The 25,222-nt window shown below is 46.0% G+C and carries 10 protein-coding genes and 1 pseudogene; 10 read left to right on the plus strand and 1 reads right to left on the minus strand.

All coding sequences use genetic code 11. The features are described from left to right. Positions 1-69 precede the first annotated feature (69 nt). Positions 70-8,718 (plus strand): cadherin-like beta sandwich domain-containing protein, encoded by an 8,649-nt coding sequence (locus tag A8708_RS24335; RefSeq protein ID WP_068667910.1) that lies wholly within the window; start codon positions 70-72, stop codon positions 8,716-8,718. A 272-nt stretch (positions 8,719-8,990) separates the two neighbouring features. Here A8708_RS24335 and A8708_RS36620 read toward each other — a convergent pair. Beyond that, positions 8,991-9,109 (minus strand): annotated as a pseudogene (locus A8708_RS36620) (SDR family oxidoreductase); the annotation flags it as partial. 151 nt (positions 9,110-9,260) lie between these two features. On the opposite strand from A8708_RS36620, the gene A8708_RS24340 reads away from it, so the two are divergent. The 9 genes from A8708_RS24340 to A8708_RS24380 all read left to right on the plus strand — a co-directional run bounded on the left by A8708_RS24340 (position 9,261) and on the right by A8708_RS24380 (position 24,691). After that, the gene (locus A8708_RS24340; RefSeq protein WP_068667911.1) at positions 9,261-9,458 is read left to right on the plus strand and encodes a hypothetical protein; all 198 of its coding nucleotides are present in this window, start codon (positions 9,261-9,263) and stop codon (positions 9,456-9,458) included. A gap of 276 nt (positions 9,459-9,734) precedes the next feature. Then, complete coding sequence (locus A8708_RS24345; RefSeq protein ID WP_068667912.1) at positions 9,735-10,700, plus strand: ABC transporter permease; 966 nt, start codon at positions 9,735-9,737, stop codon at positions 10,698-10,700. Between the two features lie 15 nt (positions 10,701-10,715). Beyond that, the gene (locus A8708_RS24350; RefSeq protein WP_068667913.1) at positions 10,716-11,594 is read left to right on the plus strand and encodes a carbohydrate ABC transporter permease; all 879 of its coding nucleotides are present in this window, start codon (positions 10,716-10,718) and stop codon (positions 11,592-11,594) included. A 63-nt stretch (positions 11,595-11,657) separates the two neighbouring features. After that, positions 11,658-13,190 carry an extracellular solute-binding protein gene (locus A8708_RS24355; RefSeq protein WP_068667914.1) on the plus strand — a complete coding sequence of 511 codons (1,533 nt, stop codon included), beginning with the start codon at positions 11,658-11,660 and terminating at the stop codon, positions 13,188-13,190. A 130-nt stretch (positions 13,191-13,320) separates the two neighbouring features. Then, positions 13,321-15,591 carry a helix-turn-helix domain-containing protein gene (locus A8708_RS24360; protein ID WP_068667915.1) on the plus strand — a complete coding sequence of 757 codons (2,271 nt, stop codon included), beginning with the start codon at positions 13,321-13,323 and terminating at the stop codon, positions 15,589-15,591. A gap of 211 nt (positions 15,592-15,802) precedes the next feature. Beyond that, positions 15,803-17,989: a glycoside hydrolase family 88/105 protein gene (locus A8708_RS24365; protein WP_068667916.1), complete on the plus strand. Its 2,187-nt coding sequence runs from the start codon at positions 15,803-15,805 to the stop codon at positions 17,987-17,989. 32 nt (positions 17,990-18,021) lie between these two features. Further along, positions 18,022-19,182: an oligogalacturonate lyase family protein gene (locus A8708_RS24370; protein ID WP_068667917.1), complete on the plus strand. Its 1,161-nt coding sequence runs from the start codon at positions 18,022-18,024 to the stop codon at positions 19,180-19,182. 31 nt (positions 19,183-19,213) lie between these two features. Next, positions 19,214-20,401: a TolB-like translocation protein gene (locus A8708_RS24375; RefSeq protein ID WP_068667918.1), complete on the plus strand. Its 1,188-nt coding sequence runs from the start codon at positions 19,214-19,216 to the stop codon at positions 20,399-20,401. A gap of 279 nt (positions 20,402-20,680) precedes the next feature. Further along, positions 20,681-24,691 carry a LamG-like jellyroll fold domain-containing protein gene (locus tag A8708_RS24380; protein ID WP_204787627.1) on the plus strand — a complete coding sequence of 1,337 codons (4,011 nt, stop codon included), beginning with the start codon at positions 20,681-20,683 and terminating at the stop codon, positions 24,689-24,691. Positions 24,692-25,222 lie beyond the last annotated feature (531 nt).

A 25,222-nucleotide genomic window follows, 5' to 3' on the forward strand; every position in this document is an offset into this window, starting at 1 on the left:
ATTAGGAGTGGTGTTTTAGGACTATACTTGTGCATTTGTTGATGAAAACCAGGAAAAGAGGTATAAACGTTGAATAGACGTCGCAAAACCGGATGGGCCAAACTATTAATTGCTGCATTGCTATTCCAGTACATACCGTTTCTGTACGGCGGTTCGAGTGTAGCTCAAGCTAAAGATGTGGCTCCCGGGACTAACACAGTGCTGCAGAATACATACGGTCCTGCAACAAAAATTACGGATTATACTTGGCAGAGAGTAACAACGAATCTTGCACCTGATGCTAGACAAGGTGCATCCATGGTTTTCGACGAGATGGCTGAGAATGTAGTCATGTTCGGAGGTCAGGGGAATAGCGGCCTTTTCGATGAGACTTGGATATGGGATGGCTATGAGAAAACATGGCAGGAACTTCAACATCTAACTCCTTCTCCATCAAAACGCAAAGGCGCAGTCATGGCCTATGATCCAGCTACTGAGAAAGTTCTTCTATTCGGAGGCGAGGGTCAGTCTGGCACGTTGCTAGGTGATACTTGGCTGTGGGATGGTATGGAAGCCAAGTGGGAGCAAGTTCAAGGACTTACTGATTCACCAATAGCTCGCGGAGGAGCTCAGCTTGCCTATAACGGCGATCAGTTGGTCCTGTTCGGCGGATATTCAGGCAGTGGAAGTTCTAAGCATCTCCAGGACGATACTTGGCTGTGGGATGGAACCGGCTGGACGCAGGCTACGCCTGATGACAAGCCCCCTGCTGCATATGGCGGGCAGATGGCTTTTGACGGCAAAACTGCTGTGCTTTATGGTGGAAACGCAGGTTCTATTACGAAAGAGTATACGAGTGAAGGTACGAAAACAACGAAAACGATCACGCACGATGACAGCTCTCCATTATTATGGAAATGGGACAGGGAAGCAAAGAATTGGAGTTCGACACCTGGTCCAGAGGGTTACGGACGTTGGGGGCAGGCGATGGCCTATGACGGACGGCGTGTTGTCTTTTTTGGCGGGGAACGCGATTATGTTCATACTTACAATAACGAATTGGTTCCGAAATTAAAGCTGCCATCGAGCACATATCCACCTACGAGGGGGAGTATGGCCTATGGCTGGAATGGAACTAAGTGGGAAACTGCTCCATTGAAATTTTCTACCGGAGTTATGTATAAAAGCAATATGGACGATAAGGGAAAGGTTTATGAGGTCCAGGGGCAACCCAATCAGGTGCCTTTTCCATTAACCAATGCCAACATGGCGTTTGACGGCAAAAATTTCGTCATGTTTGGCGGAAATCGTGATGAAATTGATATTATGAATAAAGTTTTCGGATCTGTAGTTGGGTCTGAGCCCGCAGCTATTAAGAACGAAACTTGGCTGTACGGATATACGCCTCCGACAGCGCCAGGTGTTAAGCTTACGGTGGATCCGATTCTTCAGTTTGATCCAAAGCATACGAATGATATCGTCAGTGTAATTACGAATGTTTATGATGATGGAACGAAAGACATTACAGCACGAGGGGGAGAGTACCGAGAGTATTTTCCAAGTGATGGAGTGATACCAGAGAAATTCGGCCCTTGGGTTCAAGTACCGTATACGGGTACAGAAGAAGGGACGAGCTCCTTTACGGTAGAATTAAAAGGCCTTACGTGGCATCAAGAATATGAAACACGTGGCTATGCAACAAATGAAATTGGTAAGAGCTATACGGAAATAAAACGATTTATTATGAAAGATGATCCGAGTATGGTAAAACCGGATGTCGATATTGATCGCGTAGGCGCTTCGGTTCTGCATGTGAAAGATAAGATGCGATTGGTCGCAATCGGTGTAGGTATACCTAATTTACTTCGTAAACCGTTAGCAGATATTCATTATTATTTGCAAAGTAAGGACGGCAAGCAATATCCCCTTATTTACAATGTTATTAATGAACGCCAGTTGGAATTGACATGGAAGGATGAATTGCCGCCGGGCAAATATGATATACACCTGGAGCATGATTTCTATGAAGATTATGTATTTACTGAAGGTTTGATGATAACAGCATTAGACTTCTACAAACCAAGAAACTTCGCTAGAGTAGATGTGCCGAGCTCGTCAGCTAGCAACGAGGCAAACAGTCTTGGTCTGCAGGGGCCGTTTACGGAGAATCCGAATAGTGCTGGTCTCTATACACTTAATGACACTACCGAACCGGTAATCATTAATGACTCAGTAATGTTCAAAGGGACAAGTCTTTCCGTGGACAAAACAAAACAACCAGCGACAATAACCGGCGATGGCCGCTTATATGTCAACGGCGGTGGAGCACTCGGTTCGAATGTGTCTTACACGATTCATGAGGGGCCATTTACCATCACGTCAGACAAGTTCGCTTTGGATTTGAGCGGCTCGGCAGCGACAGACTACTTGAACATGGACATGCCGGTCAAAGCAAGCTCGTTTATTTTTACAAAGGACGGCCTGCGTTTAACGGGTGATTTAGAAATCGGCTTGCAAGTAGGAACTCAAAAGGCTAAGGAAACGGTGCCGTTTGATAACCTGATATTCCGAAATAACCGCTTTGATTTGTCGGGTACTTACACGATGAAGAATAGCTTTCAGGTGGGCCCAATCAAAGCAAGTGATACGAAATTCGTTGTGGAAAGCCGCATTCCTTATGTCGGTGTTCAGGGAACAGGCAGCTTGCCAGATACGAACTTAAGCTTCGACTTGAATATGAAAACCAAACAAGGACGTTTGGATGGCGTAAGTTTTGGCATGTACAAGAAAGTGAAGCTTGCTTCGACAGGTCTACAAGTCAATTATCTATTCGGTAACGTGGACAAACTTGCAGATAAATCGCAGATTCCTCAGAAGTTCAGTGTCACTGGATCTGTGAACGATCTCATTGTTCCTGAAATGAAGCATCCGCAGGCCAATTACAAGTTTAATCTAATTGGTACCGATTCCATTGATATGAATCTATCGAACTACGGCTTTAACGGCAGCGGAACGGAATACTACTATTGGCTGCCAGTGAAGAACATGGACATGCAAACCGTAGTGAATCCAGCAACCGCTGGCATCAAAGGATTTTCCGCGCCGGGCTTTGCAACGAAAGGCGATATCAACCTTTTTGAAGTCGTCAAAGGAGCCATTGGCACGTACTCTTTTAATCAAAAGGGATTCAACGGTGCTATTAAAGGAACGGTTTATGTTCCAAAAGGAATTCCGCGTATTGGCGGAGCGACAGTGAGTAACGTTGCACTTAGTGTAAATGAAAAGGGCATTAATGGTACTTTCAGACATAACGGGGTAGGCGCTAATCTGAAGTATACGTTCAATAACAATACGATTCTGTTCGAAGTGGAAGCAGAGCCGCCTAAGAAGTCGTGGTGGGAAAAAGGTCTGGATTTCATGAACAATGTCTCTGATTTTATGGACGCAGCAGAACCATGGCTGGACATAGCGGAAGAATTGTTCTTAAAGAATACAGATTCGGGCAAACAGCTTAACGATGTCAGAATTGCTGCTGCCAATCCGCTGAAGCGCGTATTTGACCTAACACCGGTAAGTCTGTCTTTCCAACCGGATGATTCGGTCCATATCGATGCGAAAGCGCGCATTGTGAATGGACAGCTCACGTCAGTAGATCAAACACCACTGATCACAACAGAAACCAATGCTTCCAGTGGGAAGTCGACGGCTTCTTTTACAGTGGATCGTTCCTACACGGCACTTATTGCCTTAACAGGAGATCAACGAACTGCTGCATTGAAAGGTACTGCATCTAAACAAAGTTATGAGCAGACTGTGTATCCAGAAATCAGTTATGATGCTGACAGCCAAATGACTTATATGCGTGTATCGTTGTATGCAGGCAAATGGAGTCTGACAACAAGCGGTAATAGTCACATTCAAGTGAATGAATTGTTATTTGCCAGCGATTCGCTGAAGTTGGATGAATTGGCGAAGCTGTGGGCGCAAACACCAGATCGCTCGGTTACTTCTCTTACAGTGAAAGAGCGTGGAAGTTACGTCCTTAAAGTTGGTGAAGCTCAAGGCGATATTATTGTCTATAAGCCGGATGGACGGCCTTATAGTTTACACACAGCACAGAGCGATCCGGATTGGAATGCTTTCGACGATAAGGGGTACGTGTACACGTTGGTGGATGCGGTCGAGGCAGGAACTTGGATGATCAGCGCAGGCACAAGTCCAAGCGCCGTATTAAACAGTGTTCCGTCCAAAACAAAAATAGAGGATGTCATGCAGTGGGTACAGGATCAAGTTTACCCTACCGTGTTTGACATGACTCAGACAGATAATGGCCAAGCAATCGTAGAGATTTATGGCGCAAATGAACAGACAAAACTGTATACGCCCAAAGGTGATCTTTACAAGCTTCAACCTAATACGGGTCTGCCAGGAATGAATGTTCTGTATGACGAATCGCAGCAGAAGAAAACGATTTTCCTAGACGATGTTGATTTGAAGGGACAGTGGAAAGTTGTAAGCAGCTCTTATACAAGTGTTATTGCCTACAAGTCAACTAGGAAGTTCAAGTCAATTAAACCATTGGGGATGGAAGGCCGATTCAGCAAATATCTAGAAATTGCTGAGAATGGCAATTACATGCTAACGGTTAGCGGCGGCAATGCTAATACCGTCATTACAGCACCTGATGGTTCACCGTACACGCTGAACTTCGATGCTCCTGATGGTAACGCCTATTTACAGCCCGCATCAGATCGAGTATCAAGTGCAAGCTCAAGTGGAGATCCACTAGAACAGACGAAGATCTCGACACCAAATCCAGTGAATGATGGCAGGGATACACTTTATGTGTCGCTCCTGAATGCACCAGCTGGCAAATGGATGATTCAAAATGCTACAAAAGTTGATCTGCAAATTCAGAAATTAATTCCTCTGCCTGATATTAAAGCTTCGGTAAATGCTGTAGCTGGCGTGGAAAATCGTATTCAAGTAACGTGGTCTATGGAGAATGCATCGTCTGATGCGCAAGTAACCATGATGTTAACAGACAGTGCTGATCAGTGGGTTGGAGAAGTTATTCAAAGCGGTTTGCCTTCGTCCGGAAGTAAAGCGATTGATCTTCCGACTTCCTTGCTGCCTGGAACTTATTATCTTTCTGTTGTAGGAGAAAGTGCAGATAAAGCACCTATTCATGTTATTACGGATGCAACTGTAGAGGTGACTGCTCCTATTACGCTGGGTACACCTGAGCAACTTGAGGTGCTTTCTACTGGAAATGGAGAAGTATCCTTGCGTTGGGCTTCGATTGCAGGTGATGTGACAGCTTATCGCGTTTGGGCTAGTGAAAGCGCGAGTGGTAAAGCTGCAGTTCCAATCATGGATCTGCCGCCTCAAGCGGGAAGTGAGCAGAATGCTGTTATTACCGAGTTAACTCCTGGTAAAAAATACGATATCTCTGTCTCAGCTTTTGGCAATGAACAAGGACGTATTGTGCTCAGCCCGACGTCTGCGAGTGTATTGGCAGATTTGCCAGTTCCACAACCGCCAACGTTGTCTGTGGCGATTGATGCTGGCACAAAAGCGGTTATTGAACAAGCGTATACGTCATATGACGGTAATAAAGAGAAACTGATGCTTACTGCGGCAGAACAAGCCTCCTTGAAGGTGACTGCTGATCAAAACGCTACTTTGACTTTGTTCATAAACGGACAGCAGCTTGGCAGCAATGAACAAGTAGCAGCAGGAGGAACTGCCGCATTCGTTCTTCAAGATCTGCTTGGAGTTGCGGTATTGAAAGAACGAGAATATAACGTGTTGGTTGAATCTGTGAATGAGCGCGGTGACCGCTCTACGGCATACCGCAAAGTGTTCGTTGACCGTACTGGACCGATGTTAATCGCTTCCGGTGGCAATGATGCGGAAGGCAAGCCGATTTCACTGAATGGTATTATCACAGATATCAGCAGAATGTATATTACTGGTCAAACAGATGTGGGAGCTAAGCTTGTGGTGAATGGTACGAATGTTCCCTTGGATGATAAAGGAAAATTCTATTACTACGCACCATTAGCGTGGGGAGCATCGACGGATCGCGTACAGTTTACGATGACGGCTACTGATGGAGTTGGCAACAAAACCGAGTATGGATTTGAAATCATCCGAGGTATACCTGAAGCGATTCCGGCAACTCCTAGCGATCTTGCGGCATTGACAACGGGCAATGCGCAGATGAGTGCGCCGTATCAATTTGGTACAACCGTATATCAAGCAGTAGCCTATTCAGACAATGTTCGTGTGTATGCAGTTCCGATGGCTGCTACTTCTGTCGTGACGATCGACGGCACGATAGTTCCTGAGAGCGGTTATGTCGATATCACCGTACCTGCTACTGGGAAATCAGTATCTATCAACGTACACTCCGTTAGCGCAGGAGACAAGTCCTACACGCTGAATCTTGATGGAACAGGTTCCAAAGAAGCATTATTGACTACATTGAAGCTGAATAATGCCACGGCTTCGCAACCGGGAGATGTACTACCGGCGAAAGCCTTCACTGGGACGGAAGAAAACTATGCCGTTTATGTGGATAATACCGTGGACACAGTAACCTTGACACCTGGTGCAATCAAAGCCGGTTCGGGCATTAAGGTCAAAGGTCAATCCGTTCAGGGCGGGCAAGCTTCTCAAGCAATTCAGCTGCAAGTTGGCGAGAATCAAATCCCTGTGGTTGTGACCTCACCAGACGGATCAGAAACACGTAACTACCAAGTAACCGTTGTTCGAGAACTAAGTGGCAATGCGCAACTGCAAAGCTTGGGACTCGCTACGGACGGAGCTCAGTTGTTAACTGACTTCAACCCGGCAGTAGCAAATTATGAGGTTCTTGTACCTTATACAGCTGGTGAGTTTAAGCTTCTACCAGTTGCTGCACAATCGGATGCTGTCATCTATGTTAATGGTCAAAAGGTAACGAACGGAACTGTCATGTCACTTCCATTTACGAAGGAAGCACAAACCTTTACGATTAAGGTGGAAGCTCAAGATAGCACCGCACTCACCTATATTGTATCTGTATTGCGTAAGCAGACAGTGCCTGGTCAGCCGCCATTACTGGCGAGCTTAGAGGCAGATACCCTCTTGGATGGTGTTTTTACGCCATACAAGCTGAAATACGGAACGATTTCAGTTACTGAAAACTATAGCGCCACAATCAAGGCGATTACAAATGATCCAGAGGCGACTGTAACGGTGCGCAATGTAAAACGTAAAGGCGGCGGCACTTTTACACCTGTTATTGAAATTGGAAACAATACGATTATCGTCAATGTGGAATCAGCCGATCTTAAGTCTTCTCAGACATATTCCATCGACGTAAAACGTGTACCGGAATCTAGTGATAATGGAATCCGCCAAACGACGGTTGCGGGAAGTTCGGGAGGTTGGACGTTCCAAACCAACATCGTGCGAACCCAATCGGTAGATCGCAAAGCGCTAGATACCGTGAAATTGAGTACTTCAGATGCACGTAAGATCTTGGAAAAGGCTACAGAGAATAAGGATCAAGTTGCTCGCATCTATGTAACAGACTTGCCAGATAGTCCTGCAGATGAGCGAATTGTCAGCTTAAATGCGGAGACGGTAAGTTTGCTGGCAGATGGAGGAATGGCGCTGCAGTTGGTGCTGCCTGATGGGCAGATCACCGTATCAGTAGAGTCCCTACAGCAAATGGGCAAAGACGGAAAAGATGCTTACTTCCGAATTGTTCCGGTCCGTGCTGAGGCTGAGCGCAGTGAAGTAACAACACGCGTGCAATCCGCTGATCTGGTTCTCAAAGATGCAGAAGGTAGATCGGTCACCATTATTGGTCAACCGCTTAAGATTGAGACCAACTATTCGGGATACAAGACGGAAGTCGTGTTCCCACTGAATAATTTGAGTTTGCCAGAAAACGCAGCAGCGGCGAAACAAGTACTGGATGGACTTGCTGTGTATATTGAACATAGCGACGGCGAAAAGGTGCTTACGCAAGGAGAAATCCGTTATGATGCGGATGGTAAACCAATCGGAATTGCTATTGAGATCAGTAAATTCAGTACATTTACCATTATTCAGAAAAATGGAGCTGGAGCTCTGAAACCGTATTTGTCCGGTTACCCAGACGGCACATTCCACCCAACGCAAGCCATTACGCGTGCGGAATTGGCGACAATTTTGAATCGTATTGGCGCTGCTAAGTCGGACATTGCATCAGTTTCGGCACAACCTAGTGGTTATCCGGACGTTGCCAAAGGACATTGGGCTGCTGAAGCTATTGCCAACATGCAGCGCGCAGGAGTGATGCTCGGGGATGATACCGGCTTCCGTCCTAACGATGCGATTACTCGCGGCGAGATTGCTAACATTGCTGCTAGACTGCTTCCAGTTGGAGCAACTGGAAACACTGCTTATGCAGGTTACAGCGATACGCAAGAGCACTGGGCTTTCGAAGCGATTAAGCAAGCTTCGCAAGCAGGCATTTTACAAGGTTATTCCGATGGTACCTTCCTCCCGGATAATCAATTGAATCGTGCGGAAGCAGTGACGATATTAAACCGATTGTTCGAGCGACCGACAGCCGACGTGAAGTCATCAAGCTGGCCGGATGTTCCGCAGGAGCATTGGGCACTTCGTGAAATTGAATCAGCTTCGGGCACTGTACAAGTGTTGTCTGATGGCAGTGTATACGTAGTACCTAGTCACTAATAAGTTGTAAACACGAAAGCCCATGAGTCTAATCAACTCATGGGCTTTTTCTAACGTATTTGGCCCTATAGCGAGTGGTACAAAGAGGAATCGATTGGTGTATGATGGAAGTAATCATATTTGTATAAATTTCCTTCGACTTTATGGGAATTTATGGTAGTAAAAGTGGGCTGCCTTCTAGCAGCATTGGTATGCATAGTACTTGGGATTAGCTCGAGATGCCTATTTCCGTGCAGCATTTACATTGAAATAAAACTGCCCTCGGCCCTTGCTTCAATCCACCCTGGAGATATCGCATTGACGCGAATATCGTAGCCCCTAAACTAATGGCCATCGCATGGGTTAGTGCAGAGATACCGCCTTTGGAGGCCGAATATGCCTCGGTATTAGGCTAGTGGATCACCTCTATCTCAATTTTTCAACAGTGTAACACAATTGCTGCTCCAACATACGCGGCCCCTCTTGACTCTAACACTAATGTTAACGTTTATACTGAAGTTATTCCAAGTAGAGATCTATCAGAAAGGAAGTCTGATTACGATATGACGATTACGCCACAAGAAGAAAACATGATTAAAGCTCTTCGTGCAGCTGCATTGCCTCCATTATTTGTGCTCATACGAATTAGAAATGATATTGCAAATGACACTATAAATGTCGAAGAGGGTCGTAGAGATGCCGTTGTGAAAACTTTAGAAAAGTATATCGCCCCACTATGGGAGGATTATTATAAAGCTTGAAAATAAAGCTGCCGCGGAAAGATGTCGGCAGGATCAGATAGTCCCGGTGAGCTCGTACAGTCACTGGGGCTTTTTCTATTACCCAATCATCCCTGATGGACGAGTCGATCAAATGATCAAAACGGGTTAGTTATACGCGGGACGCAGGATGATAACCCATCCTGAACAAATGATTATAGACGGATATTTCCTCCGGTCACTAATATGAAATTGTAATCGTCGCTCCGGAAGGATGCGGCGGGCATGATTCATTAGACAGAAGGAGTGAACGACATAATGGCTGCAATCGATTATTCAGCACATAAACAGGCTGACGCACTTGCTAAAAGGAGAAGATTGAATCGCCTGACGGGAAAGCTACTCAAGGATCGGTGGCTGTATCTGATGCTGTTGCCGGGGATTGTCTACTTTTTACTATTCAAATACGGTCCCATGTGGGGAATTGCGATTGGGTTTCAGGATTACTCTCCGTTCCAGGGGATATCCGGTAGTAAGTGGGTAGGTTTGAAGCATTTTATCCGTTTGTTCAGTGAACCTACATTCTTCAAACTACTGAAGAACACGCTGGTCTTGTCTCTCATCCATCTGATCGTTGTCTTTCCGATGCCGATTATTGTAGCGCTTATGCTCAATGAACTGAGGAAGGAAAAGTTCAAGAAAGCGATCCAAACGCTGATCTACATTCCACACTTCATGTCTTGGGTAATCATTATCGGTATGTTCTATGTATTGTTTGAGTCCCATGATGGCGTATTTCAGAAGTGGATCGTTTCACTCGGTTTTGAACCTTTTACGTTTATGATGGACCCGGACAAATTTATCCCGATGTATATCCTGCAAAATATATGGCGCGATACAGGATGGGGAACGATCATCTTTCTCGCTGCACTGGCAGGGGTGGATACGCATCTTTACGAAGCGGCACGTATGGACGGGGCAGGACGTTTGCGGCAATTGTGGCATATCACACTGCCGTCGATCCGGAGCACCATTCTAATTATGTTTATTTTGCAGCTTGGTAATATTCTTGAGCTTGGATTCGAGCATGTCTATTTGCTTCTTAACTCGCTCAACCGTGAAGTAGCTGAGATATTTGATACGTATGTCTACACCGCTGGTATCCTGAACGGGATGTATAGTTATTCGACGGCCATAGGTGTGTTCAAATCAGTCGTTGGCCTTATTCTAGTCGTACTCGCCAATCGGTTATCCAAAAAATTTGGAGAAGAAGGCATATTTTAAGAAGGGGTGAGACATATGATTCACGATCGAAGTTGGGGTTCCCGTCTGTTTGACGTTATCAATTATACAATTCTGATCTTATTTGCACTGAGTACGCTGCTTCCCTTTGTCCATATTGTTAGTTCATCATTCGCTAGTCCAACGGAAAAGCTTACGAAAGATTTCGTATTGTTCCCAACGCATTTCACGCTGGATGCATACCGTTTTATTTTCTCCACGGACCGCATTCTGAATAGCCTTCTGGTCACCGTTCTGATAACAGTCGGCGGAACCATAGTTAATCTAATCATGACTTGCTTGATGGCTTATCCACTTTCCAGAAGAGATTTGATTGGACGTAGACCGATTATGATGATGGTCATTTTCACGCTCCTATTCAGCGGAGGCATGATTCCTACGTTCTTGATTGTGAAAGCCTTGGGACTGCTGGATTCCATGTGGGCGCTCATTATTCCGAGTGCAATTAGTACCTTTAATCTCATTATTCTCAAAAACTTCTTCCAGCAGATGCCAGATGGCATTGAGGAATCAGCCAAAATCGACGGTGCCAATGATCTTAGTATCCTTATACGCATCATACTTCCGCTCTCGCTGCCGGCGCTTGCAACATTCGGTCTATTCTACGCAGTTGGTCATTGGAATACGTTCATGTCTGCCATTCTGTACATCCGAGATACGGACAAATGGCCAATTCAAGTGCTGCTGCGCTCCTTTGTTTTGTTATCCGAGGGCCGGTTAGACGATGCAGCGAACCTAGACGGGGATATCCAATTGCCGCCAGAAACGGTGAAAATGGCTGTCATTACGGTGGCTACGCTTCCAATCTTATGCGTTTATCCTTTTTTACAAAAGCATTTCGCGAAAGGTGTTATGATGGGTTCTATCAAAGGTTGATGATAACTAGAACCCATTTAACCATAGCATTCTCAACTATTATAAAATGGAGGTCTTGAACACATGGCTATGCGTAGAAATATGGGAGTAAAAGCAGTGGTGGCAGTTAGTATGGTTGGTTTGCTGATGACAGCTTGTTCTGCGGAGAAGCAAACATCTGAACAGCCAACGTCTGCGCAGCAAACGGGAACATCGAAGGACACACAGCCTACGACAATTGAAATAATGAGTACGTTGCAAGGCGTAGCACCGAAGGAAACAAGTGATGTGCAAAAAGAACTAGAAAAACTTACGAATACGAAATTGAATATCACTTGGGTACCGGAAACGGCTTATAAAGAGAAGTTGAACGCCACAATGGCTTCTGGAACGCTTCCGCAAGTCATGTTCACGAATGAAACCAAATCCGCCAACATCATTAATGCAGCTCGGTCAGGAGCTTTCTGGGAAGTAGGTCCTTATCTGAAGGACTATCCGAATTTGAGCAAACAAATGGACCCAGAAGTGTTGAAAGGAATCGCGATTGATGGCAAATTCTACATGCTTCCCCGTCACAGGGATGCTGCCCGCCACGTCATTACGATTCGCAAGGATTGGCTGGATAAATTAGGATTAGCGATGCCAAAGACGTTAGATGATTTGTATAAAATATCGAAAGCATTTACGGAAAATGATCCCGATGGGAACGGTAAGAAAGATACGGTCGGATTGGTGGAAGACGGTTTAAATGCCATGGTTCGCAGCATTGCCGTTTACCACGGAGCCCCGATGAATTATGGCGTGCAGAACGGGCAAGTGGTTCCCAACTTCATGACGCCAGAGTATTTGGATGGTCTCAAATTTTACAAGAAGCTGTTTGCCGAGAAATTAATGAATTCCGACTTTCCTATCATCAATACGCAGCAACGCCGGGATATGATGGCGCAAGGGAAAGCGGGAATCATGATCGCGGTCGAATCTGATGCTCCGGTTATTCAGAAAGAAGCGGTAAAGATAAATCCGAAGGCGGAATTTGATTTGATTCAAGGTGTGACAGGACCACTAGGGCTGAAAGTATCGGCTACTTCAGGGTATAATGGAGCCATTTTATTTTCCAAGAGCAGCATTAAATCGGAAGCGGAATTCAGAAAAATTCTAGCGTTCTATGATAAAATGTCGACCCCCGAAATGTTAACTTTGACGGGGAAAGGTATTAAAGATATTGATTATAAGATTGTAGATGGATTCGTTGAGCCTGTGAATCCCCGCGCTGAAGACCGCAAATCGGATGCTAACTATCTCAATTTTGGAGTCGCAAATCCGAGTAATGAGTTACCTATTAAATCAACAGACCCACTCGTCATAAAAGGGAAAAAGATGGTAGCTGATAATGCCAAAATTGCCATTTACGATGTAACAACACCACTTGATTCCAAAACCAAGACCGAGAAAGGACCAGAACTAGATAAAATTAGTCGTGATGCTCAGATTAAATTCATCATGGGTGAAATCGACGAGGCTGGCTACAAAAAATCCCTTGAACAGTGGAGCAAAGCAGGCGGCGATCAAATCATCAAGGAATTTACAGAGGATTACAAGAAGCAAGGCGGTAAATAATCGGCTATTTAAAAGATGGGAGATTTCTTCCGTCTTTTTCCGCTTACTTTCGGTGAATCGACTGGCTATCATTTGTTATATGCTAAAATTAGAACTGAAAGATTAAACATCCAGCAGCGGAGGTATATTCATGAAAACTCGAGGTCTAACATATCTAAATAAATTAGTGTTGTACGGGTTTGTCCTTGGTGTCGTACCTCTGCTGGCATTGGGATTTTTTTCATATTTTCGCACATCCGGTACAATTCAAAATTATGTGGAGGAAGGCAATTTACAAATATTAAAGCTAAGCCAGTCACGCATCGAGCAGAACTTGAAAACGGTAGAAGCATCCGCCACAACGATGCTTCATTCTCCATTTGTGGAGAGTGTGCTTTCCTTGCCGCTGGAGGGTAAATATTATAACGAATTTGATCAATTAACAGGGACGATTCGGCAATTGCAGGTGTTTGAGCTCGGTGTTAGTGATATTGAATTCTACAACATGCACGGCAAATGGCAGATCGGAAATAAGGGGATTTATCCGTTCAATCAAGATAACAGCCATCCAACTTTGGAAATTCCGCAAAAGACAGTTTGGGAATCAAATAAGAATGGGATTCGCATGATCAGTAAAAAACCAGCTTATGATCCAGACCCTGATGTGATAATCACGGCAGATATCCCCTTCTCACACCTGCGTAAGCTGCTGTTAGACACAAGCCCTCTTGGTAGTGTATTTATGTTAGATAGTGAGATGAAACTGCTTGGCTATCAAGATGAAAGTTTCACGCGTTCCTTTCTTGGTGAAACGGAGCTAGCCCAAGAATTGAAACGGTTGGATGCTGAGGTGGGCAAAGTCAATGTTCACTATGGCAAGCAGGAGTATTCTGTTACCTTTATTCGTTCCAGTCTCACTGGATGGATGTATGTGTCTGCGGTTTCAATCGATATGATCACGCAAGAATCGAAAGCGATCGGGCGGTTTACCATCTGGATCTGCTTTATCATCATTCTTCTTGTACTTATATTCTCTGTCATGGGATCGAACCGATTCTACAGTCCAATACGCAAGCTTTATGCCACAGTTATCGGACAGGATACCCACCAACCTACCCCTCATCTCAAACGCGAGGACGAACTGCAGCAAATCGGCAAACGTTTTCTATCCTTGTTGAACCGACAACAGGAAATGTCTGGGCAAATCCAGGGGCAGGTTGTACAGTTGAATCAATTTTTTGTGCAAAAGCTCTTTTTTGGCGAGGTTGGACCAAGGGAAATAAAGGAGAAGTTGTTGATTCTACAATTCCCGCAGCGTTGGCAGCGCATGTATGTGATGGCGATAGAAATCGACACGCTTGAAGGAAGCCGGTATGAGGAGAAGGATCTGGATCTGCTTTTGTTTGCTGTAAACAATATTGCGGGGGAGCTTGCTCCACAACATACCCTGCTCAATCCCATCGTTCTGCACGAATCTCAGCTGACCATTCTAGGTACTGACCAAACGGATCCGGCTTGGGAAGAAGATGTATATCAATTGGCAGAGGAGATTCAACGAGCGGTTCGCACGTATTTAAATATATCGGTTAGCGTCGGACTTAGTTATGCCTTCGAGGCGTGGACGAAGGTGCCAAAAGCTTATAAAGAAGCAATTGATGCCCTCAGATACCGCGTTAAGCTCGGTCACGAGACGATTATATCGATACGTGATATTTTTGCAGATACCCCCGCGGAGACTTCGTATCCCGTCAAAATTTCGGATGAGCTCAGACAGGCCATTAATGCCTCTGACTTGGAACAAGCAACTCTTCTTCTGCATCAAATGGTCCGGGAATTGGTCGTACAGCCATTTCACTTCCATGATTACCAGTTTTCCCTTATCAGGTTCTTATCCGAACTGGGTAGTCTGCTCCAGGATCAAGGAATTTCGATTCGTACGCTTATGAAAGATGATGAATCGATCGTGGAAAGTCTGTTCAAGCTGAGAACGACGGAAGAGGTCGAGGCTTGGTTTAAGGAAGTTGTTGTAGGTCCAGTATTGTTACTGTTAGAGGAAAGACGAAGCCATCAATTCCGCAAAATTTCGGAAGCTGTCATCCAGATCATTCACGAAGAATATGATTCAGACCTAACGTTAGAGCTATGTGCCGATCGTATCGAGTACCATCCTCATTATGTCAGCAAAGTATTTCGCCAGGAGGCTGGCGTCAATTTCGGTGATTATTTGTTACAATACCGACTGACGTTAGCCAAGAAGATGCTCGTAGAAACGAATATGAAAATCTCCGACATTTCCGAAAAGTTGAAATATACGAATTCAACGAATTTCATCCGTTCTTTCCGCAAGGTTGAGGGGGAGACACCTGGTCAGTACCGTGAACGGATGCAAGAGGTTCCTACTTCGGGTAGTCTAATGAAATAAGTGAGTAACAAGCGTCCTTCAAACGGGGAAATAACCGTAAGAAGGGCGTTTTTGTGTAAATGTAGGACGGAACATAGGCGGCATGTTTGCGCAAGTGAAGCATGCCCGCCGGACGTCGCAGTCTTGCGCACCAATGCTCATATCTGAACAAATGATTATAGACTGATATTCACCATGGAACCTATATTTAAAGGCGAAAGGAGGAGAGAGTATGAAACTTTATTTCGAAGTGGAAGCCAGCATGGCCTATATGCTGGCAGACCAGGACACGGACACCATCCTGGAGACAATTGCAGGTGCCTATATAGCGAACAATCCCCCGCATCCGTTCGTATTTCGGTGCTTCAGCAGGCTTTCGATTCCTCAGCTGTCCGATGGCAGATTCGACTTTAATATGGGGGATAAACATTCCGATGCTTCTTCCGGTCAATATGCTTTCGCCCTTGGCATGCTTTGGAGTGACAATGTCAGGACTGTCGAAACAGCCCTCAATTGTTATGGTCCGACCAAGTTGCTGCTAAATGGCAAGCTGCTTTATAAATCAGGTGTAGCCGAAGAGGTAAACGTAGAGACACGCAAGATTGTTGAAGTTCCATTGCATAAAGGCTGGAATGCTTTCCTACTCGTCTTCCGCAAAGTAGCTTCTGGCTTTGGCTGTGTATTTGGCTCAAATCGCAGCCATTCTACTCCTCTGGATTTCATGAACCCGTTTCATGAAAGATATGACTGTGGCGGCTGGCTGTATTCGGAGCCGCAAGACGAGGAATGGTTAGGTGAAACGAACTTTCCCGATGTGAAAGGATCTGAACTGGACTCCCCAGTCAAGTGGTATCCTTGTCAGGCGTGGACGACAGATCAAGCGTCGCTGTCGAACTGCGCTCGTATATTTGGGATGCAGCCGGGTAAAGTGGCCTATGCGTGGTCGAAAGGGGAGTCTGTCCTCCCCGGTCGGAATCCATTCACTCTGAAAGGATGGTCATCCGGACAGCTGCGTATCTGGGTTAACGATGAGCTAGTCGCTCTATCGGAGATGGAAGGGTCATTTGAGGTTGAGGTCAATCTCGCCTACGGAACACACAATTGGTTAATTGAGTCGACCTGCGGGGAGAGAGACTGGGGGTTCTCATTGGAAGTGTCCGCTTGCGATGAAGCGTATTCGTTCAGTCAACCGCATTCGGTGAAAGGTACGGATGAATGTTGGCTATACGTTGGTCCGCTGGAGCGATCCGAAGGTATTAGCCCGGAGCAGTTGCAAACGATGAGCAGTTTGTTCGAAATACAAGCTGGTAACCACACCTATTGGCGGGTAGACAGGCCAGGTATTTGGGTCAGGCCATACCTGCAGAATGCCCGTTATGCAAGATGGAACTATCCAATCGGTGTGACTTTGTATGGTCTCCTCCAGACGGGCAGAAAACTCGTGAGACATGATATCGTCCGATACGTAGTTCAACATTTGAGAACATGTACGACCATGTACAGCTACGCGCTGTGGGACCGTGAGCAGTATGGATATCCTGCGATGAACACGAAGCTGGTTGATATGAAGATGCTGGATGATTGCGGTTCAATCGGCAGCGCGATGTTGGAGGCGAATAAAGAGGCGCAAGAGGACGGTTTTGTCAGTCTGGCACATATCATTGCCGATTATATGGCGGGCACGCAAGAGCGGCAGAATGACGGTGCATTCTATCGGGAATCCAAAGGCTATTACATGGAAAATACCTTATGGGCGGACGACTTATACATGAGCACCCCATTCCTGTGTCGTTATTACAAGCTGACAGGAGAACGCAAATGGCTCGATGATGCGGCCAGACAGTTTCTCCTTTTCAAGAAATATTTGTATCTCACTGAGGAAAAGCTGATGTCTCATGTCTATGATTTCAAATGTCATATGGCTAATGGGATACCTTGGGGACGCGGCAATGGCTGGGTACTCTTCTCTTTATCGGAGCTGCTGGAGATCATGCCGGAGGACCACCCGGACAGAGGTGCGCTGCTTGCCTTCTTCCAAGATTTCTCTGAAGGGTTACTGGCCCGCCAAGGGAAGAATGGCTTGTGGCATCAAGTATTGACTGATGAGGGTTCGTTCGAGGAAACGTCCTGCACATCGATGTTTATTTATGCTTTTGCGAGAGGTGTGCGCTTTGGCTGGCTGGATAAGCCCCTCCCTTATGCGAATGCCGTACGCAAGGCGTGGCGTGCATTGATCAGCCATGCCTTTGAAGGAAATGGATCTGTCCATGGTGTGTGCTGTGGATCCAAATATTCCTTTTCCCCTGATTATTACAAATATGATCTTAAGGTGGTTACGAACGATCCTCACGGTATTGGCATCGTCCTGCTTGCAGGAATTGAAGCCTCTGCGATGAACAGGATGTTAGCAATTTTATAGGCAGCAGAATAATTAATGAGGAGTGGATGGAAATGAAAGGCGATGTATATTACTCAACGATAACCAGAAAGCAAGACGAGTTGACGGGAGTCGAGGTGATACAGCTCACGGACAATTCCGGTGATACGTATCATCCCTATTTCACCAAAACATTGATTGATTCGGAAAACAATTACATCCTACTGGCTTCTAACCGTACAGGTTCGATGCAATTGTATACATTACGGTTCAAGGATGGACAAATGGTGCAAATCACCGATCGTGAGGGGGTTATTCCTTTCAGCTCGGTACTCGATGCCTGGCATCATATTGTCTATTATTTTGCCGATCGTACACTAATGCGGGTTCGTCTTGATAATTTGGAAATCGAGGAGCTAATGCAAATTCCACTAGGTTTCAAAGCCAGTGATCTATCTATAGATAACTCTGGAAAATTCCTAGCTTTCTCGTATGTGGAACATATGGAACTCTGTACGGAAACAGGTGGTACGTATTCCACACACAGGGAAAAGCACTTCCGCAGACCAACGAGCGTGGTCATCCGTTATGACATCGAAAGAACAACTCCTTACGTGGTATGGGGAGAAGGGCAATATATTTCCCATGTGAATATAAGTCCGGTGGACTCGAATATCATTTTGTTTTGCCATGAAGGTCCATGGCTTCAAGTTCAGCGAATGTGGACGGCGCGTATCGATCATGACAAAGTGTATCCGCTTGTGGATCAGAAGGTCAATTTGGAACGAATCGGACATGAATTTTTTACCGCCAGCGGCAGGATTGGCGCGCAATATTCATCTAGGGAGACGATCGGAGATGAGTTTCTGCGTCATGGCGATATTTTCATCAACGTGGATGGCTCGAACGAGAGAAGATATGATTACCCATACACTCGGCCTTCCCATGTTCAGATGAACTACCAGGAAACCATGGGTGTCGGTGATCGTGCACCGATTCGAGAAGTGATGGAGGATAAAGGGAACTATATGTCCTTGTTAAGATACGAAGGGGATACCATTGAAGTCGGCCTTCTTTGTGCACATGGTACCTCTTGGCGTAGCCAGATGTCGCATCCGCATCCTCTTTTTACCCGAGATGACCAGCATATTGTGTTCTCTTCCGACCTCGGCGGCAGATCGAATGTATACTTGGCCAGGGCAGATTGGGACAAAACGATAAAGAGTGACAAGTGAAAAGCAGGATAAAAAAGGAGGAGAGTATCGCATGCATTCTATCAAAAACGAGCTAACAAAGGCAGAACGGGTAACACAAGAAGATGGGCATTATTTTTTTGGTTATTACGATACACCTGCGTGGAGTCAAAGTGACCGATATCATCTATGTCATAAAGTCGAGTTCATGGATCGACTTCCGCACGCGGCAGACAACGCCGTTGTAGGGTTCATCGATATGCTGGACCATTCTTTTCATCCCGTGGCGGAAACGACTGCTTGGAATTTTCAGCAGGGGAGCATGCTGCAGTGGCACCCTGCTTTTCCAGAAGAGGAAATCATCTACAACACAAGGGATGGCGAAACATACAGAGGAATTGTGCACAATATTCATACAGGATCCTCCCGACAACTAGCACTGCCGGTGGCCAATGTCGATCCCACAGGTACGTATGCGGTAAGTATTAGTTTTGACCGTATGTTCGATTTCCGGCCTGGTTATGGGTACGAAGGGAGAGAGGACCCTTATAAAGAGGCTCGTCATTCGACGGCTGACGGGATTTTTCTAATCGACTTGTCCACAGGCGAGTCCCGACTCGTATTGTCACTTCAGCATATATGGGACTTCACGAAATCCCGCTTTCAGGGTCAAGACAAGAAGTTGCTGATTAACCATATTACTTTCAATACGGATGGCTCCCGTCTCGTTTTCCTTGTTCGTTATTTTCCAGAGCCTGGCGAAGTCTGGGAAACGGCTATCCTTACGGTCAACCGTGATGGATCTGGTCTATTCCTCTTGTCCGATTATTCGTATGCCTCTCATTATCATTGGCGTGACAGCGAAACGATTGTTTTTCATTCACGCGGAGTGGAAAACGGTGATGCAGGTGATCAGTTATATGAGCTTAGAGATCTAACGCATGAGGCCGAAATGATCGATAACTCATTTTTCTTGAGAGACGGTCACTGCAGTTACTCACCAGATCGACAGTACATGCTCTATGACAGTTATCCGGATGCGGATGGTTATCGGCATTTGTACGTGTACTCTTTGAAAAATAAACGGGGTTTGACGCTCGGCTCCTATTACTCGTTGCCGGATATCGATGGTGATATACGTTGCGATTTGCATCCTCGATGGAATCGGGCAGGGACTCACATATCGTTCGACTCTATTCATGAAGGAAAGCGGCATGTGTACGCTATGGACCTGCGAAAAGTACTGGAAAGCGGCTGCTGAACAAATGAATGTTGACTGTCATTTGCTTGCGAACACATACTGAGCACGTGGCAGAGCCCCTTAGTAAGGAAGTGACTAGGTGGATCACCCGGGAGAGGGAAGGAGGGATGAGTAGGTAGGTAAAAAGATGACAAGGTTTGATGGATCATATTCAGCTATTTGTAAGCGATTGCAATTGAAGATTGCATCCAGAATCCACTGACTGATGTTTGAAAAAGGGCTTGCAAGGAAGCGAATCAAAGGAGGAAAGTGTTGATGACTCACTCTTTTAAAAATCTTTTGTGTAGAGTATTAGTATTTTGCTTGATGCTGGCATTTATCCCGTTAGGTATGGCTGCTCCGGCCTCAGCATATGGGAACGGAACGCTGCTCAACGGTGGATTTGAGAGCGCGACAGGTTCAGGTATAACGATTTTCGATGGGTGGAAGATTGACTCTACTGGAGCAAAGGCTACGAATGGCAGCCCAGCAGGCTCCACCTATGCTCGCACGGGGAATAATGCTTTGAAGATTTCGGCGGGTTCAGGTTCGCAGAAAACGCCTGCTCAGCAATTAGTTTCAGTTATTCCCGGACAGACTTACGATGCATCCTATTATATTAACGTAGCTACTTGTAACGCCGCTTGTGTCAGTGGTGGATCCGCTGCAGGCATGACGATTCGGTTCTATGATAACAAAGCCAACCCGGATAACTTTAGTACCACAGGGGCAACACAAGTCGGTAATGATATGAATGTCGGTGGTATAACAGGCACAGTTACGTCTGGCTACACCCAAATTCAGAAAAGCTTTACGGTTCCTGCGAACGCGGAGTATATGCGCGTTTATGTCTTCTCAATTAGCGCAACTAGCGGCAGCATGATTGCTTATGTGGATGATATCAGCATCGTTCAAACCGCAGGTTCGACGCCAATAGCTGCTACAGGTGTAAGTTTGAACAAGGCATCTACGACGATAGAGAAAGCAGGAACTGAAACGCTGGTAGCAACGGTTAGTCCGGCTGGCGCGCCTCAAGCGGTTAAATGGACCAGCAGCAATACCAACGTAGCAACCGTGGATGTCAATTCAGGATTGGTAACCGCTGTGAATACAGGGACGGCAACGATTACTGCGACTTCGACGACGGTAACACCGCCTAGTGCAACCAATGCGGTCTACACGGCATCAGCGCAGGTTAGTGTTGTGGCCGGGATGCCTGTTCCGGTATATGGTTTAACACTGACGCCGTCATTTAGTTCGATCAGTGTCTATATCGCTGGAGGACGGGATGATTTAATTCGCCATCTTTACTATAAGAAGTCTGCGGACACGGTATGGAAGGAAGCTTTGGAGCCAATTACGATTCCCGATAAAGGGATTTTCTCTGGTAGTATTGTCAGGCTTGATGAGGATACCTCCTACGATGTGAAATCGGACATCTACTTTGGAAGTACGTTGATCAAATCGGAGACAGGTACGGTTCGAACATGGACGTCAACTCCAACGATTGCGCAGACCATTTCGTTATCCAGTTTATACACGAGTGGTGGTTTAACCATCAATGGGATAACCGGAACGAATAACGGTTGGGTTAAGGTTGTCAATGACACAGGACTGACGATTGATGCTGGGTTTGCAACGGATCATGCCGTAGCTGTGACGAATTCGGTTTATACGATATTAGAAGGCTTTATTGTCAAAGGCGGTAAGAAAAATGGTATTTATTTAAATAATACCAATCATGATGTCAGAATTAGCAATTCCGACATCTCCGGTTGGGGACGGGTAGCCGTTGATACCGTGCATACGCAGCAACAGCTAGATTTTATTAACAAGAGTGATGTTGGCTATGGAACGCCTATCGACGATCAAGGAAATACGCTGGAAGGGGATGCCGGCTTCCGGATTGAAGATGCCAAGAACATTGTCGTGGAAAGAAGCTACGTTCACGAACCGAGAGGTTATGCGAATCCTTGGACGGGAATCACCTCCGATGGACAAGTGTTCAGTAACTCTCACCCGCAAGGTCCTGAGGCGATGTATCTTCGAAGTGCAGGCGGCATCGTAGTTCGGTATAACGACTTCAGTGGAACCGACGAATATCACCGGTTTAATGATGTCATCAGCGGTTATTATAATAGCCAAGAAAGCGGCGGGTTCTATAAAGATGCTGATATTTATGGCAACTTTTTTGGTTACTCCAATGATGACAGTGTTGAGTTTGACGGCGGGCAGTCGAATATCAGAGTGTTCGACAACCGTGTCGAGATGAGCTATGCCGGGCTGAGTTTTGCACCTAACATGGTGGGACCTAGTTATGCGTTCAACAATGTGCTTTACAATATGAATGATTTCAGACGTACGGGGACTGGATCAGTCATCAAGTTAGGCGGTAATAGCAGCACGACGTATGACGGCGAAACTTGGTTTTTCAATAATACCATTTATGCCGTTCCGAAAGCGATTGTAGGCAGCAGTACACCAAAGGGCTGGTACGGCGGTACTAAAAATAACCTAATCGTTGTCATGAGGAACTTCACAAGCGGTACATCTAGTTACTATAATATTGAAGATAATCCATTAATCAACCCAGGAACGAATTTCGATTACGATGCGCTGGGGCGCACGACGGCTGCAGATGGAGCAGGTCAAATCTTAGCAAACGCTGGTGCAGAAGCACACGGGTTGTTCAAGATTGGTAAGATGACCAATCCTGGTGCTGGTGTATTCACACCAACTGCTTCCGGTGTCGATACGGCAAGAGAAGTGAATGTCATTGATAAAGGAACCGTTGTGAAAAACTTCGCAGAGACTTACTCCGGCAGTGCTCCGGATATCGGTGCGTTTGAAGTGGGGGGAAGCAGTCTGTTCCCTAAACGGCCTATTCCATTTCAATCGGACAAATATTTGATTGCTATCCCTGCTACGGATAACACGGCTACCTTCACAATCTCTACAGGTGCTTTGACCAGTTCAGGTAATTATTCAATTCGTCGCAATGCGGAAGAGGACTGGTACACGGTTACACCTGTTTCGGGGACTTTTGCAAGCAATAGCCAGGTAACCTTTACCATTCAAGTCGATAGAACGAAAGCGTCTTTTAATAGAGCTGCGGAATATTCTACTTTGTTTATAAGGCTGGCGAATGGATTTTCAGTGCCAATTACGATTAAAGCAGATAATTCGGTTACTACGGTTCCCGTTGGGCAGACTGTGCAAATCAATTCGACCAAAGCTTTCCCGAACACATCTAATTTAAGTGCAGACTGGAAATCGAGCAGTGCGGCTGCTCCTATAACTTCTACAACCATTAGTGATGTAACTTCTGTACAGGTCACTGGAGCTTACGCGGGTAGTGCAACGATCACGGCAAATAGCTCGGTTAATGGGGTAAACCAAGCGGAGTATAGAGTGGTTGTTCCATCGAAACTAAGTGATATTCAAGTGAATGGCCAATCCGTGGTTGGTTTTGGTGCTGACACCTTCACCTATAACGTGGCTTTACCAGCAGGTACAGCGGTACCGACGATTACTGGGATTTCACAGGATGCGGGCAGCGCAGTGCCATCCACGGTCACGTACTCTTTGCCAGCAAGTTTACCGGGGACAGCGGTAGTGAAAACCACCTCTGCTGATGGAACAACAAGCAATACGTACACGATTCAGTTCACAGTAGCATCTTCAATATCCATTGCAGGGTACTGGAATCTTGATGAGACATCGGGAACTGTTGCATCGGATTCTTCGGGCAATCATTTGAACGGAACCTTGATCAACGGCCCCGTATGGACAACGGGCAAGATTGGAAACAGTCTGGATTTCGATGGCGTGAATGATGAAATCGATCTGGGAACTCCCACTGCACTGCAATTCACCGGTGCCGTGTCTGCTGCCGCCTGGATCTATGTTGACAGCTTCTCGGGCGATGGCAGAATCATCTCGAAGGAGTACGGCGCCAATTCCAGGTCATGGAGCCTCAATGTGAAATCAGGAGGCAAAGGTGTCTTTCAAATCGCAACGGGTTCAAATTCTTCCATAACCGTGGAGACAGCAAGTACGCTGCCGGTTGGCCAATGGGTCCATCTGGCGGGCGTTTACGAGCCGGGCGTCGCGTTAAGGCTCTACGTCAACGGCATATTAAGCAACTCCAACCTCAGCTCAATTCCGTCGACACAATACAACAACACTAGCCATGTGTTTATAGGAAGACGGCCGGATTTCTCGAATGCCTTTAACGGCAAGATCGACGAAGTATATGTTTTTGGCAACGCATTGACGGGTACGGATATCGCAGCGCTTGCGGGGAACTAAGAGACATCGCCGCAAAACATCTTCACTATAACATTCCATGAAGAAGTCAATATTCGTATCGTTATAGGCTTGTAATTGTTTTTGTTCAACTTTGTAGGGCTGCCATTAGGCAGCCCTATCTTCGTTACCAGAATTTGGAGGCAGCAGGTACTATTACTATGCCGAGGACGTGAACGGGGACAGTTGGGGAGGAAACTATTACACCTCTGTACCAGAGGGGGCTTTTAGTTGGTGCTGGAATATAGCCTGTACACCTACCTGCACCAATGTAGGGTTTGGCCGCCTAGATGTTGGGTTGCTCGTATTTAACCACATCATTGAGCTGCAATCGATCGGGGGCAAGGTAAATCAAAGATCGATTCAAATCCGCAGACGATTGCCTGAAAACCTGAAAAGAGGAAATCCCGTGGGTAAACGGATAGCAATTCCCCGGACATTGAGAAGAAAGTTTATAAAATAAAATTGTATGGATTTGCAGCGTTAAGTTGCCACCCAAGTTGGCAGCTTTTTTGCTTTGATCTTGCGTGATCC

The organism is Paenibacillus oryzisoli, from assembly GCF_001653565.1.
GTDB classification, from domain to species: Bacteria; Bacillota; Bacilli; order Paenibacillales; family NBRC-103111; genus Paenibacillus_E; species Paenibacillus_E oryzisoli.

What these genes read in the sequence shown, in the direction of transcription:
- A8708_RS24340 (WP_068667911.1), top strand. Translation starts at nt 9,261, where the DNA reads ATGACGATTACGCCACAAGAAGAAAACATGATTAAAGCTCTTCGTGCA.
- A8708_RS24345 (WP_068667912.1), top strand. Translation starts at nt 9,735, where the DNA reads ATGGCTGCAATCGATTATTCAGCACATAAACAGGCTGACGCACTTGCT.
- A8708_RS24350 (WP_068667913.1), top strand. Translation starts at nt 10,716, where the DNA reads ATGATTCACGATCGAAGTTGGGGTTCCCGTCTGTTTGACGTTATCAAT.
- A8708_RS24355 (WP_068667914.1), top strand. Translation starts at nt 11,658, where the DNA reads ATGGCTATGCGTAGAAATATGGGAGTAAAAGCAGTGGTGGCAGTTAGT.
- A8708_RS24360 (WP_068667915.1), top strand. Translation starts at nt 13,321, where the DNA reads ATGAAAACTCGAGGTCTAACATATCTAAATAAATTAGTGTTGTACGGG.
- A8708_RS24365 (WP_068667916.1), top strand. Translation starts at nt 15,803, where the DNA reads ATGAAACTTTATTTCGAAGTGGAAGCCAGCATGGCCTATATGCTGGCA.
- A8708_RS24370 (WP_068667917.1), top strand. Translation starts at nt 18,022, where the DNA reads ATGAAAGGCGATGTATATTACTCAACGATAACCAGAAAGCAAGACGAG.
- A8708_RS24375 (WP_068667918.1), top strand. Translation starts at nt 19,214, where the DNA reads ATGCATTCTATCAAAAACGAGCTAACAAAGGCAGAACGGGTAACACAA.